Origin of the sequence: Acinetobacter sp. YH12231, assembly GCF_013417755.1 — a bacterium.
GTDB classification, from domain to species: domain Bacteria; phylum Pseudomonadota; class Gammaproteobacteria; order Pseudomonadales; family Moraxellaceae; genus Acinetobacter; species Acinetobacter amyesii.
On record NZ_VPDJ01000001.1, the window covers coordinates 21870 to 40156 of the forward strand.

Below are 18287 nucleotides of genomic sequence, written 5' to 3' on the forward strand. Positions count from 1 at the left end.
TATGCTAGGAATATTCAATAAGACCAAAGCAACGGCATCAACACCTGCATCGACTGGCTTGTGGAAGTTGGCGATGCGACGCCTAAAGGCCGATAAATTAGCGATGGTGTCGTTGTTCGTTGTACTGTGCTATTTCGTGGTGTTGCTATTGTCGATGACAGGCGTGGTTGCATCCAATTGGAATAAAGAAGTGGCAGTTAGTTATGCACCTCCAAGTTTTATTGGGGCGGAACTCAATGAAACAGCCAAAACCAAAGCATCAGCAGAAGATATGGCATTGCCTGAAAATCCTGTTGATCCTTTAAAGGATGTAATTGCTGAACTGAATGCAGAGATTGCGACTGAGCAAGGTGGTGCCAATGCAATTGACTACTATGGCGTTGTCGATCCATTAGCAGAAGATATGAAGGCGATTGATCAGCAATTGGGTGGTCATTTGTTAGATCAACAAAGCGAGCTAAAACAAACTTTACCGTTTGGTGCGGATAAATGGGGGCAGGATGTCCTGCAAAAAACCATTAAGGGTGCTGAAACATCTATTATTGTTGGCGTGGTAGCTGCATTACTTGCTGTCGTGATTGGGACAATTTTAGGGGCAATTTCTGGCTACTTTGGTGGTTGGGTTGATGATATTTTAAACTGGTTCTATAACATTTTTACCTCGATTCCGTATTTGCTCTTGGTTCTTGCGATTGCTGCTGTACTACAGCAAAAGGGGATCTTATCGATTGTCCTCATTCTAGGGCTTACTGGATGGACGGGGGTGTATCGTCTGATTCGCGCAGAGTATATGAAACATACTTCGCGTGAATATGTACTCGCTGCCAAAGCGATAGGGGTGAGTCATTTCCGACGCATCTTTGTGCATATCTTTCCGAACGTCAGTCATATTGCATTGGTGCAAATCTCGATTTTAGTGGTGGCCTTTATTAAGTCAGAAGTGATTTTGAGCTTCTTGGGATTTGGTGTTCCTGTTGGGGTTGTGTCATGGGGAAGTATGCTTAATGAAGCACAAAGTGAATTGATTTTAGGTAAATGGTGGCAACTTATCGCAGCATCTGTAGCGATGGCGGTTTTGGTTACGGCATTTTCAATGTTTACTGATGCATTGCGTGATGCATTAGATCCAAAATTGAAATAAGGAGGAGTAAAGGATGACGGAACAAAATCAAACTGTTAAACCAACGCTCCTCAGTGTTCAAAACCTGAAAGTGAGCTTTAAAGCTGAAGATAAAAGTTATATCGAAACGGTCAAAGGAATATCTTTTGACATTCCTGCCAATACAACTGTGGCGCTTGTGGGAGAATCTGGCAGTGGCAAGTCGGTGACCTCGTTGGCAACCATGGGGCTGTTGCCACGTGATCAAAGCCGTATAGATACGAGCAGTAAAATAGTTTTTGAAGGGCGGGATTTACTGAGTCTGTCACCAAGAGAAATGCGCAATATCTGCGGTAAAGATATTGCGATGATTTTTCAGGAACCGATGTCGTCACTCAATCCTGTCTTTACGGTGGGTGATCAAATTGCAGAAGTATTACGACTTCATCTAGGTATGGGACGTAAGCAGGCAAGAGCACGGACTTTGGAATTATTGAAGGAAGTGGGTATTCCTTCTCCTGAAACGAAAATTGATGCCTATCCTAGCCAAATGTCAGGTGGCCAACAACAGCGGGTCATGATTGCTATGGCAATTGCATGTGAGCCGAAGTTATTGATTGCAGATGAGCCAACCACAGCACTTGATGTGACGATTCAAAAGCAAATTTTAGATTTACTCGAAGCCTTGCAAAAGAAACGTGAGATGTCGATGCTGTTCATTACACATGATTTAGCATTGGTAAGTGAAATTGCCGATCAGGTGATTGTCATGCGTCATGGAGAAATCCGTGAACAAGGCTTGGTCAATGAAGTGCTGGATCATCCTAAAGATATTTACACACGCGCTTTGCTCAAGTGCCGTCCTCAGATGTCTGAGCGTCCTTATAAATTGCCAATGATCAGTGATTTTATGCGTCAAAATGGTGATGAGCTGATTGAGGATGTGCATTTATCTGAGGAAACCCGTAGACAACGAACGCGTGGTCTTACGGGTAACGAACAGATTATTTTAGATGTCAAAGACCTGAAAAAATCTTTTTATAGCCGCAAGGGTTTATTTGGTAAGGATGAATATCAGGCGGTCAAAGGTGTCTCGTTTCAACTGGCGAAAGGTAAAACGCTCGGGTTGGTTGGAGAGTCTGGCTCAGGTAAAACCACAATCGGCCTTTTACTGATGCGTCTACAGGAAGCGACAGGTGGTCAGGCGCTGTTTGAAGGTCATGATATTTTGGCGATGAGCGAAAAAGAATTTACCCAATATCAGCGCAAAATACAGATCATTTTCCAAAACCCATATGCTTCACTTAATCCACGTTTTACTGTGGGTCAAATTCTGATGGAGCCGATGCAAGTGCATCAGATTGGGAAGGATGATGCAGAACGAGAGCAAATGGCGTTTGATTTACTTGAACGTGTCAGTTTGCCTGCACAAGCATTTTATCGCTATCCACATGAGTTTTCTGGTGGTCAGCGTCAACGTATTGCCATTGCACGATGCTTGACCTTAAAGCCAGAAATTTTGATCTGTGATGAGTCTGTCTCTGCATTAGATGTTTCGGTTCAAGCCCAAGTTCTGAATTTATTGCAAGACTTACAAGATGAGTTTGGTTTGAGCTATATCTTTATTTCACATGATTTATCTGTAGTGAAATATATTTCTGACCAAATCATGGTGATGAACCATGGTGATATCGTTGAAATTGCAAACTCGGATGAGTTGTATAGATCGCCGCAGCATGAATATACCAAGCGTTTGCTGAGTGCGATTCCACAAACCACTGAACAATTTGCTTAGTAATCATAAAAAAAACCGCTCAAATGAGCGGTTTTTTTATACTTAAGAAATTAAAATTTCTTAAAGCCTTTGTTGTTTCCGCTAAATGCGCGACTTGGCACAGAGTCATTACGACGCTCACGATTGCCAAAATTGTCGTTACGACGTTCACGGTTACCGAAGTTTTCACTGTTGCGATCATTACGGTTATTGTTGAAACCGTCGTTGCGACGCTCTGAACGATTAAATCCATTGCCTTGGAATCCACCTTCAGTACCACCAGTACGACGTTCGCCACGATTGTCTTGATAACCATTGCTTTGTTGTGGCTGGTTTTCGTCACTGTCACGACGTTGTTGGCGTAAGTAACCACCACGACGTGCTGCCATTGGTTTATCTTGCATACGTTCAGTACGACGTTTCGCCATACCAAACAGGCCAGTACCTTGACGTGGTTTAAGCTCAACGGACTTGGTTAAGTTGTCGATATCTTGTTTATCTAGCTCGATCCAGCGACCAGTACGTAGTTCGCGTGGCAGAATTACTGAACCATAACGTGTACGTAAAAGACGGCTCACTTTTAAGCCTTGAGACTCGAAAATACGACGAACTTCGCGGTTACGACCTTCTTTTACGACCACTTGATACCAACGGTTAATACCGTCACCACCAATTTCAGAGAATGACTCAAATTTTGCAGGGCCATCATCTAAAACAACACCTTGTAACATGTTGTTTTTTAATTGAGGAGTGACTTCACCCATGACACGAACGGCATATTCACGTTCGATTTCGCTAGAAGGGTGCATTAAACGGTTCGCCAGTTCACCGTCATTCGTGAACAGCAATAGACCTGTAGAGTTAATATCTAGACGACCCACCATTACCCAACGATCGCCGGTAATTTGAGGTAATTGTTCAAATACCGTTGGACGGTTTTCAGGGTCATTGCGTGAACAAATTTCGCCTTCTGGTTTATAGTAAATCAACACACGGCGACGAATTTCGTCTTCAATTTGGAACTGAACTTTACGACCATCGATGCGAAGCTCATCACCTGGTTCAATACGTTCACCCACTTGGGCAATTTGCCCATTTACGCTCACACGACCAGCGGCAATGACTTCTTCCATATAACGGCGAGAACCCAAACCAACGCGTGCGAGCACCTTTTGCAATTTTTCACTCATGACAGCATAACCTTAGAAATTATCATCAACAGTTCACCTATTTATGACTTCGGTGCATTCGCATCGAGGGCCATAAAAGCTTCCTTGGCATCCTGCAGGGGAGGCAATTGGCCCAAAGAGGTTAGACCAAAAGCATTTAAAAATTGAGGCGTTGTAACTAACAACGCGGGTCGTCCTGGGAGTTCACGAAAACCAGATTCTTTAATCCAGTTCCAGTCAAATAACGTACGTAAAATTTGACTATTGTTGGTCACCCCACGGATTTGCTCAATATCTGCGCGGGTTACCGGTTGATGGTAAGCAATGACAGAAAGAGTTTCGAGCAAGGATGGCGATAAACGAGTTGGTCGTTCAGGCCAGGTCTGTGCAATAATATTACGATATTTTGCACGTACTTGAAAACGGAAACCTTGAGCGGTTTCAACAAGTTCAATTGATCTGCCGTGTTGCAGCATTGAAAGCTGCTGCAAATATTGGCGTAATTCGGTTTTACTGAAACGGTCTTGGAAAGCCTCTTTTAAACGGGCAATACTCACTGCCGCTTCACTGGCAAAAATAATGGCTTCAAGCTGCATCAGAATTTCATGCAGATTATCTTCTGAAGACACCGCAGTCATTTGTTTAAGTTCAGTGTTCATGCACGTGCTCCTTGAATTGCAAGCGGTGCTTCTACACCTGATGCGACAATTTGGACTTTTTGTTGGCGTGTCAGTTCCAACACGGCCATAAATGTCACGACAACACCCATGCGGCCTTGGCTTGGTTTGAGTAAGTCCGCAAAGTCTAATACTTCACCTGACTCTAGCTTAGTTTCAATATAAGCAATACGTTCTTCGAGTAAGACAGGCTCTTGCAAAATTTGGTGGGTAACCGGTTCTGGTCGATTAAAGACACAGAGTATGGCATCACGAAGTAATTGAATGTCATAACCATCATTGGTTTCGACAATCGTTCCTAAACTGACATTGGTATCGAAAGTATCTCGATCCAATACCGACATTTGACCTAATCTTTCCGCAGCTTGTTTGATGCGCAAATAGGTTTCTAAACGGTCAATCAATTCTTGTTTAGGATCTTGTTCATGTGCTGCGGTCGATTTAGGTTTTGGCAATAATAGACGCGATTTTAAATCGGCCAATAGGGCTGCCATCACCATATAGTCTGCGGTTAATTCAATATCTAGAGATTTCATTGCATCCATATAGGACAAATATTGGGATGCAATCGGGGCAATATCGACTTGTAATAAGTCGAAGCCATTTTTTTGAATCAGGTAAATCAGAAAGTCGAGTGGTCCTTCGAAATGCTCTAATAGAATTTCAAATGCAGCGGGTGGAATGTACAAATCTTCTGGAATAGCTTCTTGCCACTCATCCAAAACACGAATGTGTGGAGCATCTTCCATAGAATTATGGACAGTTTGGTTCATTGCAATTATAGGCCACGCGAATTTTCAAAGGCATGCAGACAGCTTTCGCTTCGATCTCACATCGAAAGTAAAAGCACAAAAGTTATAGGGAATAGTGTAATGGAAAAATGCGTTTAAAGAAATTACTGAACGGTTGAATTGGGTAAAAAACTTAAAATTTATAGGGAATAGGCTTTATTTATACACATGTAAAATTTTAAAGCTGTGATATCGATCACATCTTGTGTTAATTGTAAAAAATACACTCATCAATCCATGAACTCATTTAAGCTGTGATGTCTGGATGATGGGCATCCTTCATGAAATGATTTGAATGAATTGACTAAAAGAATATTAGCTATGCCACAACAATATAATCAATGGGGTCAGTCTGTAGGGATGACGTTGACGCAGTTTGAACCTTGCCAGTTCAGATGTAAAACCGAAGTGGGGCAATCTGTTCGGCTTATTCCGATGCTACCCGATCAGCTTGATGATAGTCTTTTACAGCGGCTATGGCAGACAGTACAACAAGAACCTGATGAACGCTGTTGGACGTATTTGCCTTATTCTCAAATTCAAAGCATGCAGCAATTGCGTGATTATTTTCAGCAATCCTTTCATTTTACCGGTTCGATGCATTATGTCATTGAGGTCGGTGATGCCATTGTAGGGTGGATTGGATTGCTCAATGTACGCCCAGCACATGCTGTCATCGAAATTGGCAATGTCTTTTTTTCAAGTTTAATGAAGCGATCAACCGCCGCAACAGAAACCATTTATCTATTGTTAAAAGCATGCTTTTCAGCGGGATATAGACGGGTGGAGTGGAAGTGTGATGACTTGAACACGCCTTCGAAAAACGCTGCTTTGCGTTTTGGCTTTCAATTTGAAGGGTTGTTTCGTCAACATGTGATTGTGAAAGGTCGTAACCGTGATACCGCTTGGTTTGCGATGTTAGATCAGGATTGGCCAATGTTGTCTCAAGCTTATGCAGCTTGGCTCGATACAAATAATTTTGATGAGCTGGGACAACAAAAAATTCACTTAAAAGAATTTATGCAGCTTTATTGCGCTTGAGCAAAAACCACTATTCAAGGCTTTGAGCCTGTTAGTCATATCTTTTGTTCAAGTGCAAATTCTATGATGAGTTGGCACTGCGCTTGCGAGCAGAGGTTTTGATTAGCTCTACGTTTAAACAGTGATTTGACCGTTGATGCATGCAGAAAATAACGAAAAATTTGCGGCTGTGTTGTCGCTATTGGTGAAATTAAATTTTCATCTTTTGCCCTCAGTTGAGCCGTGGATTCTAAAGTCCACGGCTCAGTGGCATATATAGCAAAATGATTGAGACTGCTTTGCTCGGAGACACTGAGGTCTGTCGCATTTTGGAGCTTGAGTAAAATCTGAAATAAAGTCATCAGGTCGATTCCTTTATCGAAAGGTGCATTAACCGAGTTTTAAGCAGACGTATATTACATGCTGAGCCTCTGATTGGTTACAGTATGTATTTAACAGTACACGCTATTCAAATGCACTGACATCACCGACACCACGGCGAATCACTTCAGGGTATTCACCTGCAAGGTTTACAACGCTAGTGGTATTTAAAGTACCTAAACCGCCATCAATTAATACATCTATTCGTTTGCCGATTTGCAGTTCAATTTCATAAGGATCATCAATCGGTTCTTTTTGGCCAGGTAAAATTAAGGTCGATGTTAATAAAGGCTCACCGAGTTCTTTGAGTAATAATTGGCAAATCGGGTTGCTCGGAATGCGTAGTCCAATGGTTTTCTTTTTAGGATGCATTAAACGGCGAGGAACTTCACTGGTCGCAGGCAAAATAAAGGTAGTGACCGCAGGGGTGTTATTTTTCAATAAACGATACATGGCATTGTCGACTTTGGCATAAGTGGCAATGTCAGATAAATCTGCACAAATAATCGCATATTGATGTTTAGCATCGAGCTGACGAATTTGGGCAATGCGTTCCATGGCATTTTTGTTCCCAATTTGGCAACCGATGGCATAGGCGGCATCTGTAGGATAAACCACCACATCGCCGGCACGAATCCGTTCAACGGCTTGCGTAATTAAACGGGGCTGAGGATTTTCCGGATGTATTCTTAAATGCAACATGTCGTTTTCCTCTTATTATTAAAAGCTCTAGACATTATGTCGCGGTCTATTTGCTTTGTGCAATGTGAAATGCAGTCAAATTGTATAATTTAATCAAGCATTTCACGTTGAAATTCATTCGCCTGTAACATTTTGCCAGCACGTGTACAGTGGCAAATGCATTGGATAAAGCGCCAAGCATCGCGTGGAAGTTTGGCTTCGCCCTTAAAATAAGCCTGTAATTGTGCATAGACATTATCTTTAAAGCTACTGCCATCACCGCCTTCACCAGTAAGGTTATCAAGTGAGACACGAAATTTACGTCCAAAGGCTTTGGCAAATAACCATTCGATCGCTTGGGGCTTAATTTCTACCTGTTCAAAGAGGGCTTGTTGCTCTTTGCTACGACCATCTGGTGCATACCAATAGCCTAAATCGGGAAGTAAACGGCGTTGCTCGCCAGCAATAGTCCAATGGCTAATTTCATGCAGGGCGCTATTGAAATAACCATGGGCAAATTGAATACGGGCAGGGCCGTTTGAATCAGCAGGAAAGTACTCGGGCTCAAAGTCACCTTTCACTAAGCTCACATTCAGGTGGGAAAACCAATGATTAAAGTGTAAGATGAGCCAATCGACGTGTTCTGTTTCTGTGGAAAGTTTCTCCCAAGCCGAGAGTTGCACTTGGTCAGTTGAAATGTCAGAATCAAGCGTTGAAATTGTGCTCATAAGTGATGAAACATTCACTTCTGTTTGCGGCTGCAACAGATGCATAACTTAAGTTACCCAAATGGTCTGTCTAAATAAGTACAAAATTGTATCTTAATCTTTGACAGAGTACTGATGAATTTGTAGAATTGCCGCCTTAATTATGTCAGCAAATACCTTTCCGGCACAGATTGAGCCGTTTAAATGGGCTGAACAGGGCTTTAAATGGTCAGGAACACTGCCATTATCTCGCTTTGTTCGTATTGCTCGTGAAGCTGTTGGATCAATTGATGATCAATTGATTAACATAGACTGTAAGCTATCAATGGATGCTTATCATCGCATTGTATGGCTGGATGGTCATGTTGAAACAAATGTTCCAATGGAATGCCAGCGTTGTCTGGATACTGTTGAGATCCCACTTGTTTTAAGTTTTCATCTAGCTCTTGTAGATGACGAGTCACTGATAGAGCGCTTGGATGAGGATGCTGATTTCATCGTTTTAGGTGAAAGTGAAGCAACAACCAAAGGTTCATATGATGCACCTGCGACTGCTGATTTACTCTCACTGATAGAGGATGAATTGTTATTGTTGATGCCTTTGTCACCTAAGCACGACGCTTGTGAACATAAGCATCAACCTGCCGCTGAAGAGCTTGTTGAAGAAAAACGGGACAACCCGTTTGATGTTTTGGCAGGTTTGAAGGGTAAACTTAACTAATTTTTGTGTTATACTCTCGAGTATAAGACAATCGAATTTGTTCTGATCCATTTTTTCGATCTTTGTAAGGAGCCATCATGGCCGTTCAGCAAAACCGTAAAAGTCGCTCTCGCCGTGACATGCGCCGTTCACATGACGCTTTAACCGAGAATGCATTAACTGTAGACCAAGCTACTGGCGAGACTCACCGTCGTCACCACGTATCTAAAGATGGTATCTACCGTGGTCGTCAATTATTCGCTAAAGCATCTGCTGAATAATTGGTGATGTATTAAGCGTCAAGCTTAGTAGAAAAAATGGGAGCGTTAAGCTCCCTTTTTTTGTACCGATTTTTTGTTGCATTTGGCAATTACCAAGACAAAAATTAAGTGTTAAATTTCCGTCCCTGAAACAAGCTTACATGGGATTGTGTTGAATAAATGTCCAAATAGCATAAATTCACCAGTCTTGATAAAGGATTTTTTTATGTCTGCTAAACAACTCGAGCAAGCAGCTCAAGCTACTAAAACTGCATTCGTGTTCCCGGGTCAAGGGTCACAGAAAGTCGGCATGCTCGCTGAACTTGCAGAACAGTTTAGTAGTGTGCAAGCAACATTTGCAGAAGCATCAGAAGCGGCTGGCTTTGATCTTTGGCAAATTGCGCAAAGTGGTGAAGGGTTAAACCAAACAGAATTTACTCAACCTGTACTACTGACTGCCAGTATTGCTTTATGGCGTGTGTGGTTAGAGTTAGGTGGTGTTGCACCGAAATACCTTGCAGGTCATTCATTAGGTGAATACAGCGCCTTGGTTGCTGCGGGAGCGATGAGCCTAGGTGATGCCGTTAAACTGGTGAACCTACGTGGTCAGTTGATGCAAAGTGCTGTACCTGAAGGTCAAGGTGCAATGGCGGCAATTTTGGGTCTAGATGATGTCAAAGTCATTGAACTTTGTGCTCAAGCAGAAGGCCCAGGTTCAGTAGATGCTGCAAACTACAATGCACAAGGTCAAGTTGTCATTGCGGGTGATAAAGCCATGGTTGAAGCGGTTATGGCTGCTGCTAAGGAAAATGGCGGTAAGGCAATTGCACTTCCGGTTTCTGTGCCATCGCATTGTGCATTGATGAAACCTGCTGCTGAACAGTTTGCGACAGCATTGGAACAAACTGCCATTGAGCTGCCTACTATACCTGTAATACAAAATGTAGGCGCTGAAATCGCGACTGATGTAGCGCAATTACGTCAGGCGTTAACTGCACAGTTATACCAATCTGTACAGTGGACAAAGACCATGCAGTATTTGCAAGACCAAGGTATTCAGTACATTGCTGAATGTGGTCCGGGTAATGTCCTTGCGAATCTCGCAAAACGTTTGCCAAATATTGAAAAAGCATTCCCACTCGACACGAAAGGTCGTATGGAAGATGCACTGAATGCCATTTTAGTGGCAGAAGGGAAAATTGCATGACACAAGAACGCAAAGTTGCTTTAGTAACAGGTGCGAGCCGAGGGATTGGAGCAGCAATTGCTCAGCAATTGATTCAAGACGGTTATTTTGTTGTAGGTACTGCAACTTCAGAAGCGGGTGCGGAAAAATTATCTGCTGCTTTTGCTGAAAATGGTGCGGGTAAAGTTCTAGATGTACGTGATGCAACTGCAATCGATGCATTGGTATCAGACATTGAGCAAAACTTTGGTTCTGTATTGGTTTTGGTGAACAATGCTGGTATTACCAAAGATAATTTGTTACTTCGTATGTCAGAAGATGATTGGGATGACATTCTCAACATTCATTTGAAAGCCGTTTATCGACTTTCTAAACGTGTTTTAAAGGGCATGACCAAAGCACGTTTTGGACGAATTATTAATATTAGTTCTGTGGTTGCACATTTTGCTAACCCAGGACAAGCAAACTATTCTGCTGCAAAAGCAGGGATTGAGGCCTTTGGTCGCAGCCTTGCAAAAGAGATGGGAAGCCGCCAAATCACTGTGAATGCAGTGGCTCCGGGCTTTATTGCAACAGAAATGACAGAACAGTTAAGCGAAGAAATTCGTAAAAAGATGAGTGATCAAGTGGCTTTAAACCGTTTAGGTGAGCCGCAAGATATCGCAAATGCCGTAAGTTTTCTTGCTTCTGAAAAGGCAAGTTACATTACCGGAACTGTATTACATGTAAATGGTGGTTTATACATGAGCTAAGCGCTCAAGTATAAACTTTCAAAACGATTTAGATTCAATTAAACTAACGGCATTAAAAACGCCACAAGCAATGAGGAGAATTCCTGTGAGCGATATCGAACAACGCGTAAAACAAGCAGTAGCTGAACAACTTGGTCTTAAAGCAGACGAGATCAAAAACGAAGCTTCTTTCATGGATGACTTAGGTGCAGACTCTCTAGACCTAGTTGAATTAGTTATGTCTTTCGAAAACGATTTCGACATCACTATTCCTGATGAAGATTCAAACGAAATCACTACTGTACAATCTGCAATTGACTATGTTTCTAAGAAACTAGGTTAATTTTAGATTTCAGCGATGCTGATTTAAAAAGCCACCATTCGGTGGCTTTTTTATGCCGAATATTTTGTTTTTACATTAGCTTACGTTTCTGTCACCAACAACAACTCAAAAGCGGTTATTTTTTAGCTATAAAAATAGAGTTTGAACAATAGTTAAATTATTTAAAACAGTAAAAACAACGGAGAAAAACATGGGTCTTTTTGATTTTGTAAAAGGTATCGGTAAAAAAAATACAGCACCTGCAGAGCCTCAGGCAGCGCCAGCAACACCTTCTGAACCATCTGCACAAGAAATTGCCAATAAGTTATTGGGTCATATTAAAGCACTGGGCTTGCCTGTAACTGGTTTGTCTGTGAGTTATAACGGTACTTCAGATCTAGCGACAGTGAAAGGTCAGGTACAAAGCCAAGCGGATCGTGAAAAGATTATCTTGGCGGTAGGGAATATTGATCATGTGGCGCAAGTGGATGATCAGTTAACAGTGACGAGTCCTGAGCCTGAAAGTAAGTTCTATACTGTCAAGTCGGGGGATAACCTGTCTAAAATCTCTAAAGAATTTTATGGTGATGCAAATCAATACAATAAAATTTTTGAAGCAAACCGTCCTTTGCTAAAAAATGCCGATGACATTTTCCCAGGTCAGGTGCTTCGTATTCCTGCATAAATATTTGTGTTTAAAGTAAAAAAAGCCATCTTGTGATGGCTTTTTTTTGTATGCGTGAATGGTGAAGTTGAATATAATGCGGCTGAAATAATTCAAAATAAGAAATCAATGAAACAAAAAATCATCTTTATTTTCTTGCTGTTGCTTGCAGTTGTTGTGTGTTTTTGTCTTTGGCTGCGGTGGGATGAGCGTATTGATCCTCGGGTGCTCAAGTGGCAGCAGTCTGAAATTTCTTATCATTCAAATTACACACAAGAGCCGTATTTTAACTTGCTTGGGCTGAATGCCGCAGATCGGTTTTCGGCATTGAATGTTGGGCGCTATCGTTATCATCAAGATTGGGCATTTAGTTTGTTGGGGCAAGAGCATCAGAATGTATTGGGCCAGCCATTGAATGCGAAGCTAACACGTGAAAAGTGGTCAGAAGAACAGACGAATTTAGTTGCGGAGTTTCAGCAATTGCTGGTCGATGATCCTAAGGCAGCTAGCGCATTTGTTGTTGAGCATCATCAGGTGCTTGGTGCGTTGATACAGCAAGAAAAGGTGCCGTTGCAGCGCTTTAACACATGGTTGCAGCATGCAGACCAATACCGCAGTTTAAGTATGCCGAGCAATTCCGCATATCCAGACTTTAAGTATTTAAATCAGTTAGCGATCCTTTATCAGATCAATATTGCGTTAAATAAAGAGGATAAGCTGGATGCTATATGGCTGAATATCACAGATTGCAGCAGATGCTTGAGCGCCCGAACTCATTGGTTGAAAGGATGTTGATTCAAAGCTGGCTGGCACGTTATGTTTGAATTATACGTAATGAGCAGTTAAAGACTGGACAAGTAGTTTATTTGGAGCCTTTAAGTGCCAGTCAGTTGAGTTTGCGCTCAGCAGCACAATTGGAAGCCTATGGCATATATGCGGTGTTGGATCAGGTGCAGCAGTCATCGGGCTGGAATACCTCCTTGATGTATTGGTTGTATTTGCCAAATCAAACTGCAAATCAATTGTTTAAGCAATATGAAGAGGCGGCACAGCTATCTGAGCTTTCTTATGATTCGTTTAGGATGCAGGGTGGTTAAAAACAGGGACAGTATTCATCTTGGCATATCAAAAATTATTTGGGCAATACTTTGTCCAATATAGAGTGGGTGCCTTGGGAGCGCTATGTACTTGCGGGGCACATTTTGAATGATCGAATTATGATTTTTAATTTGTTGAATCAGGGTGCGACTGATTTAATGCAGTTGAATCAAAATAGCCACGGTCGACGTTTCTTTAAGAAAGAGGGGATGTTGTGTGCTGAAGTGCCGTATCCGCGTGAGCAATTTAGAGCACACAATTGGAATATTTTAGATAGCTGTGTGCAGTTGTAGTTTTTGTATATAAACATTTTGATATAGAAATAAAAAAGCCCCAATGAGTAGGGGCTTTTTTTACAGTCGTTTAGAAGCTTGGCTTCACTACAACTAAAATGACAACCGCAAATAAAATCAAAGTGGGCATTTCATTAAAATAACGCCAGAATTTATGCGACTTATAATGTGCATTTTCGATAAGCTTTTTACGGTAATAACCACAAACAAAATGATAAATCACCAATAGTCCAACCAATCCAACTTTTAAATAGAACCAAAGCGCTTCATGGTAGTGTCGTGTTGCATCGCCCCAATCGACGAGGAAGTGCGCCGTGATCAGTGTAGCAATCATAGCGGGCCACATAATGCCGCGGTATAGCTTACGTTCCATGATTTGAAAGCGCTGATGACTCGTAGCATCATCACTCATAGCATGGTAGACATAAAGGCGAGGGAGATAGAATAGCGCTGCGAACCAGCAAACAACTGCGATGATATGCAATGCTTTTACCCAGAGGAAAGCATCTGATGGAGCATCCATATATTAACCCTTAAAAGGGCGGTGGGTATGTGCTTTGGCACCGAAGCGCCAAAGCAGCAAACTTTATATTATGCTTCCCATTTTTTGAAAACGAGGCAAGCGTTTACACCGCCAAAACCAAAACTGTTACTCATCACAGTATTCAATTTTGCATCACGTTTTTCAAGTACGATATCAAAAGGTTTTGCACCTTCGTCAAGTTCAGTCACGTTGATATTTGGTGCTATAAAGTCATTTTGCATCATTAAAATAGAGTAAATCGCTTCTTGTACACCTGCAGCACCCAGACTGTGACCGGTCATCGATTTGGTCGAGCTGAGCGGAGGAACTTGCCCTTCACCGAAAGCACGCTCCATCGCTTTAAGTTCAGTGACATCGCCTGCCGGAGTAGATGTACCGTGTGTATTAACATAGTCGATGGTATCTACACCATGTTGTTTAGCTTCTTCTAAAGCCATAAGGATACAACGCGTCGCACCTTCGCCCGATGGTGCAACCATGTCAGCGCCGTCAGAATTTGCTGCATAGCCGACAACTTCAGCCAAAATGTTTGCACCACGTGCTTGAGCATGTTCAAGTGACTCTAGTACAACGAAGCCACCGCCGCCAGCGATCACGAAACCGTCACGGTCAGCAGAGTAAGGGCGTGAAGCAGTCTCTGGAGTGTCGTTATATTTTGAACAAAGTGCGCCCATTGCATCAAATAAAAGACTTTGTGACCAATGGTCTTCTTCACCACCACCGGCAAGCATTAAGTCTTGTTTGCCTAATTGAATCAAATTGTATGCATAACCAATGGCATCTGCAGATGTTGCACATGCGCTAGTAATGGTGTGTGCAATACCTTGCATTTTAAATGCAACACCCACGTTTGCAGTAATGGTGTTGGTCATATTACGTGGTACAAAGAATGGACCAACTTTACGTGCACCTTTGGTGTCTAGAAGTTCTTTCATTTCAACAACAGATGCAGTTGAACCACCACCTGACCCACCCGCAATACCGTAACGTGGATTACCACCGATTTGTTCTGCTGTTAAGCCTGCATTTTCTACCGCAGCCAAAGCTGAGTTGTATGCATACATTGCGCATACGCCCATAAAGCGTTTTAAACGGCGGTCAATACCGTCAAAGTTTTGTTCTGCAGCCGCACTGACATGACTTTTAAAATTAAGTTCAGCATAACTTGGGTTGAAACGTGTTCCAGAAATCCCGTTTTGCAAAGAATGAGTGACATCTTCTAATGTATTACCAATGCATGAGTTGATGCCCATACCAGTGATTACAACACGTTTCATCTACAGATCCTTTATAGGTAGTGTGTGAGCAAGCTATAGAAAGTATACGAAGGAAACTTTCTAAATAGGCGAACTCATATAATTTGATTGGAATAATGATAGCAGAAAGCTTTTTGAATTCTTATGGCAAATCCTATGCCTATTGTTGACTGAGCTAATTTGCAACTTTGCAGCAAAAAACTTAACTTAAAGATACATATTCAAGTTGTGATAAAGTTTGACTACACCTAGTATTTATCAATAATTTCAAGAATAGTTTTAATGAGGTAGGGAATGGTGAAAACGAATAATAAACCAACGGCAGGTCTACTCTCAAACGCCTTTGGAGTGGCTAAAAAGTTCAGTTCTACTGGGGTGTCCATCATTAATCATGTCGCACCCGAATCCGTAACTAAGGTCATTCAACCTCAAAAAAATGGTCAAACCTTGGAGGGGCAGTCAAGGCAAGCGGGCGTATTTGATGTAAAAAAATATGATAATCCTCAGCAAATCTTACGTGAACACGTTCCAAATGTTTCTAGACAATTATTCGGTCGACATTTTAATACTGTAAATAATGTGGCTAATTTTGTTGCTCCTCAATTTAGTGACAAAATTTCTGATTATTTATTTGATCGACTTAATCATTTTAGTTCGGATATTTCATCTGTAGATGCTGTACTGGATGAAGCTGGGGTACGTGATTTAGAAGAGTTGACACAAGATGTCGATCGTTCGCGTCGTATTAGTCAGGCTCTGGGTGAGCAAAATAAATGGATTGCTTCGATTCAAGGGGCTTTAACAGGTGCGACAGGTGTCATTGGTTCAAGTATTGATATCCCTGCTTCACTGATTATGACTCTGCGAGTGATTTATCAAGTTGGACGTTCTTATGGTTTCGACTTAAGCAAAGAAAGTGACCAAGATATTGTTCAGTTTATTTTTAAACAGGTCGACTTGAGTTTAATTGCAGAAAAACAAACTTTGCTTATGGCAATAAAAGCTCTGAGTAGTACGCTACAAAATAGTGATTTACATCAATTGCAGCAATTGGTGGGTTCAGATACTGATGCAGCAGCATTGAAAAAATATGTACTAGATGAAAATGGTCAGTTTAAGTGGGCATGGCTCAATCAAATGCCAAAAGTTTCATTGTTAAATCAGCTATCACGATTATCTCCTGTGGCGAGTGTTGGTGTAAGTGTAGTGTATAGTCGCCGTTTAGTGGATGAAGTGAATCAGAAGGCACAGCAAGTCTTTTCTAATGCGCGCCAATATATTTTGCAGCATCAGGATATTAGCTTGTCACCTTTACATGCCTATGAGCGTTCTCTTGAGTTGCTTGCTCAAGCAACACCTAAATTACTAGAAGGTATTAAGGCGAAAGATATTGATTTGGCTGAGCCGGTACTAGATCAGACCATAGATGTTGCAGGTCATGAGAGTATCCGCGCAGTAAAAGTCATCAAAAAAGCACAAGTTAAAAACTCTGATGCAGCCGAAGTGGAAGTAGAGCAGGAACAAAAAGTCTCAGAAGGTTTGGAGGCACTTGCGGAGAAAGTTGTTGAGCCTCATGCACCCGGGGCTGCGCAAAAACCTACTTTAGCTGAAAAAGATGAGTTTGATGTGTTGGAATCTGTACAGCAGGAGGATGTCCCAGTGGAAAAAGCTGCACCCAAAACTAAGCCGCGTAAAGCCAAAACAGCAGCCGTAGATAAAGTTACAAAAAAATCAGCAGATTCTTCTGAAAAATAAACTATTTATTTGTGGGTGAAAAATTGCGCAAATCACGATGAATAAATGTTTTCGATGATCGTATATTGTTGACCAATTTTAAGTCTTCGCTTACAATTGCATGCCCTCAAAAAGTAGTATTTTTTGGGGCTTTTTATTAACGGGAGAATTGCCAAATGGCAACAACAAATCAGTTGATCCGTAAGGGTCGTACAACTTTAGTTGAAAAATCTAAAGTTCCTGCGTTGAAGGCTTGTCCACAACGTCGTGGTGTTTGTACACGTGTTTACACAACTACACCTAAAAAACCTAACTCAGCAATGCGTAAAGTTTGCCGTGTTCGCTTAACTTCAGGTTTCGAAGTTTCTAGCTACATCGGTGGTGAAGGCCATAACCTACAAGAGCACAGTGTTGTTCTTATCCGTGGTGGTCGTGTTAAAGATTTACCGGGTGTACGTTACCATACCGTTCGTGGTTCTTTAGACTGTGCTGGTGTTAAAGATCGTAACCAGTCTCGTTCTAAATACGGTGCTAAACGTCCTAAGAAATAATCTGAAAAGATTAACTTCTTAGTTCGTTAGAACTGCAATCCTTTATCGTCTCGCTTGTCTGATTTCTGCATTTTTTGTGAAAATTCCAAGCGACGTATAGTAAGGCCAGCGAAAGCACATGACACTTTGTGCACCTGCTGGAGTAACCTGAAGTGTCATATTTATTAGGTGTATTAAAATGCCAAGACGTCGCGTAGTTGCTGCCCGTGAAATCCTTCCGGATCCTAAGTTCAGCAGCCAAACAATCGCTAAATTCATGAACCACGTAATGCAAGATGGTAAAAAATCTATTGCTGAAAGTATCGTTTACGGTGCTTTAGACCGCGTTCAAGAAAAATCTAAAGTAGACCCAGTTGAATTTTTCGAGACTACTCTTGAAAAAGTTCGTCCTATGGTCGAAGTAAAAGCACGCCGTGTTGGTGGTGCTACATACCAAGTGCCTATGGAAGTACGCCCATCCCGTCGTACTGCCTTGGCTATGCGTTGGTTAGTAGATGCTGCTGCTAAGCGTTCTGAAAAAACTATGGCTTTACGTCTTGCTGGTGAGTTGCTTGATGCAGCTGAAGGTAAAGGCGCAGCGATCAAAAAACGTGAAGATGTGCATCGTATGGCTGAAGCCAACAAAGCCTTCTCTCATTACCGTTTCTAA

Annotated in this window: 23 protein-coding genes; 15 read left to right on the forward strand and 8 right to left on the reverse strand. The window is 41.8% G+C overall.

Annotation, left to right across the window (positions count from 1 at the left end; all coding sequences use genetic code 11):
• The first annotated feature begins 1 nt into the window (after window position 1).
• The gene (locus FTV11_RS00100; RefSeq protein ID WP_078190066.1) at window positions 2–1141 is read left to right on the forward strand and encodes an ABC transporter permease; all 1140 of its coding nucleotides are present in this window, start codon (window positions 2–4) and stop codon (window positions 1139–1141) included.
• A gap of 13 nt (window positions 1142–1154) precedes the next feature.
• Window positions 1155–2894, forward strand: a complete 1740-nt coding sequence (locus FTV11_RS00105; protein WP_180026725.1) for an ABC transporter ATP-binding protein — start codon at window positions 1155–1157, stop codon at window positions 2892–2894.
• Between the two features lie 50 nt (window positions 2895–2944).
• Here the strand turns inward: FTV11_RS00105 and rluB are convergent, their stop codons facing one another.
• The 3 genes from rluB to FTV11_RS00120 are packed head-to-tail and all read right to left on the reverse strand — an operon-like array spanning window position 2945 to window position 5492.
• Window positions 2945–4063: a 23S rRNA pseudouridine(2605) synthase RluB gene (gene rluB, locus FTV11_RS00110; protein ID WP_180073189.1), complete on the reverse strand. Its 1119-nt coding sequence runs from the start codon at window positions 4061–4063 to the stop codon at window positions 2945–2947.
• A 41-nt stretch (window positions 4064–4104) separates the two neighbouring features.
• The gene (scpB, locus tag FTV11_RS00115; RefSeq protein ID WP_078190063.1) at window positions 4105–4701 is read right to left on the reverse strand and encodes an SMC-Scp complex subunit ScpB; all 597 of its coding nucleotides are present in this window, start codon (window positions 4699–4701) and stop codon (window positions 4105–4107) included.
• Window positions 4698–5492, reverse strand: coding sequence for a ScpA family protein (locus tag FTV11_RS00120; RefSeq protein ID WP_078190062.1), 795 nt, complete (start codon window positions 5490–5492; stop codon window positions 4698–4700). Before FTV11_RS00120 ends, scpB begins: the two co-directional genes overlap by 4 nt.
• Before the next feature lie 339 nt (window positions 5493–5831).
• On the opposite strand from FTV11_RS00120, the gene FTV11_RS00125 reads away from it, so the two are divergent.
• Entirely contained in the window at window positions 5832–6551 is a 720-nt protein-coding gene (locus tag FTV11_RS00125) for a GNAT family N-acetyltransferase (RefSeq protein WP_180026726.1), read from the forward strand.
• Between the two features lie 35 nt (window positions 6552–6586).
• Here FTV11_RS00125 and FTV11_RS00130 read toward each other — a convergent pair whose 3' ends face one another.
• The 3 genes from FTV11_RS00130 to FTV11_RS00140 form a co-directional block, all read right to left on the reverse strand.
• Window positions 6587–6892: a hypothetical protein gene (locus tag FTV11_RS00130; protein WP_180005435.1), complete on the reverse strand. Its 306-nt coding sequence runs from the start codon at window positions 6890–6892 to the stop codon at window positions 6587–6589.
• Window positions 6893–6995: 103 nt separating this feature from the next.
• Complete coding sequence (locus FTV11_RS00135; RefSeq protein ID WP_078190059.1) at window positions 6996–7613, reverse strand: L-threonylcarbamoyladenylate synthase; 618 nt, start codon at window positions 7611–7613, stop codon at window positions 6996–6998.
• An 89-nt stretch (window positions 7614–7702) separates the two neighbouring features.
• Entirely contained in the window at window positions 7703–8365 is a 663-nt protein-coding gene (locus tag FTV11_RS00140) for an elongation factor P hydroxylase (protein ID WP_180073190.1), read from the reverse strand.
• Window positions 8366–8462: 97 nt separating this feature from the next.
• Here FTV11_RS00140 and FTV11_RS00145 point away from each other — a divergent pair, with 97 nt between their 5' ends.
• From FTV11_RS00145 to FTV11_RS00185, 9 genes are all read left to right on the forward strand, one after another.
• Window positions 8463–9020, forward strand: coding sequence for a DUF177 domain-containing protein (locus FTV11_RS00145; RefSeq protein ID WP_078190057.1), 558 nt, complete (start codon window positions 8463–8465; stop codon window positions 9018–9020).
• Between the two features lie 77 nt (window positions 9021–9097).
• Window positions 9098–9280, forward strand: coding sequence for a 50S ribosomal protein L32 (gene rpmF, locus FTV11_RS00150; protein ID WP_004279227.1), 183 nt, complete (start codon window positions 9098–9100; stop codon window positions 9278–9280).
• Between the two features lie 205 nt (window positions 9281–9485).
• Window positions 9486–10466 (forward strand): ACP S-malonyltransferase, encoded by a 981-nt coding sequence (gene fabD / locus FTV11_RS00155; RefSeq protein ID WP_180073191.1) that lies wholly within the window; start codon window positions 9486–9488, stop codon window positions 10464–10466.
• Window positions 10463–11197: a 3-oxoacyl-ACP reductase FabG gene (fabG, locus tag FTV11_RS00160; protein WP_078190055.1), complete on the forward strand. Its 735-nt coding sequence runs from the start codon at window positions 10463–10465 to the stop codon at window positions 11195–11197. Before fabD ends, fabG begins: the two co-directional genes overlap by 4 nt.
• An 85-nt stretch (window positions 11198–11282) precedes the next feature.
• Window positions 11283–11519 carry an acyl carrier protein gene (acpP, locus tag FTV11_RS00165; RefSeq protein ID WP_078190054.1) on the forward strand — a complete coding sequence of 79 codons (237 nt, stop codon included), beginning with the start codon at window positions 11283–11285 and terminating at the stop codon, window positions 11517–11519.
• Between the two features lie 190 nt (window positions 11520–11709).
• Window positions 11710–12183 (forward strand): peptidoglycan-binding protein LysM, encoded by a 474-nt coding sequence (gene lysM / locus FTV11_RS00170; protein WP_078190053.1) that lies wholly within the window; start codon window positions 11710–11712, stop codon window positions 12181–12183.
• A 108-nt stretch (window positions 12184–12291) separates the two neighbouring features.
• A complete protein-coding gene (locus tag FTV11_RS00175) occupies window positions 12292–12957 on the forward strand; it encodes a hypothetical protein (protein ID WP_180005432.1) in 666 nt (221 codons plus the stop codon).
• A gap of 71 nt (window positions 12958–13028) precedes the next feature.
• Window positions 13029–13259: a hypothetical protein gene (locus FTV11_RS00180; protein ID WP_180022663.1), complete on the forward strand. Its 231-nt coding sequence runs from the start codon at window positions 13029–13031 to the stop codon at window positions 13257–13259.
• Window positions 13260–13310: 51 nt separating this feature from the next.
• Window positions 13311–13553 carry a hypothetical protein gene (locus FTV11_RS00185; RefSeq protein WP_180022662.1) on the forward strand — a complete coding sequence of 81 codons (243 nt, stop codon included), beginning with the start codon at window positions 13311–13313 and terminating at the stop codon, window positions 13551–13553.
• 70 nt (window positions 13554–13623) lie between these two features.
• On the opposite strand, the gene hemJ is transcribed toward FTV11_RS00185, so the two are convergent.
• Window positions 13624–14076 carry a protoporphyrinogen oxidase HemJ gene (gene hemJ, locus FTV11_RS00190; protein WP_180022661.1) on the reverse strand — a complete coding sequence of 151 codons (453 nt, stop codon included), beginning with the start codon at window positions 14074–14076 and terminating at the stop codon, window positions 13624–13626.
• A gap of 68 nt (window positions 14077–14144) precedes the next feature.
• A complete protein-coding gene (locus FTV11_RS00195; protein ID WP_111885033.1) occupies window positions 14145–15374 on the reverse strand; it encodes a beta-ketoacyl synthase N-terminal-like domain-containing protein in 1230 nt (409 codons plus the stop codon).
• Between the two features lie 273 nt (window positions 15375–15647).
• Between FTV11_RS00195 and FTV11_RS00200 the strand changes: the two genes are divergently transcribed.
• The 3 genes from FTV11_RS00200 to rpsG all read left to right on the forward strand — a co-directional run bounded on the left by FTV11_RS00200 (window position 15648) and on the right by rpsG (window position 18287).
• Entirely contained in the window at window positions 15648–17108 is a 1461-nt protein-coding gene (locus FTV11_RS00200; protein ID WP_180073192.1) for an EcsC family protein, read from the forward strand.
• Window positions 17109–17263: 155 nt separating this feature from the next.
• Window positions 17264–17638, forward strand: coding sequence for a 30S ribosomal protein S12 (rpsL, locus tag FTV11_RS00205; protein WP_000246374.1), 375 nt, complete (start codon window positions 17264–17266; stop codon window positions 17636–17638).
• 178 nt (window positions 17639–17816) lie between these two features.
• Window positions 17817–18287 (forward strand): 30S ribosomal protein S7, encoded by a 471-nt coding sequence (gene rpsG, locus FTV11_RS00210; protein WP_005011815.1) that lies wholly within the window; start codon window positions 17817–17819, stop codon window positions 18285–18287.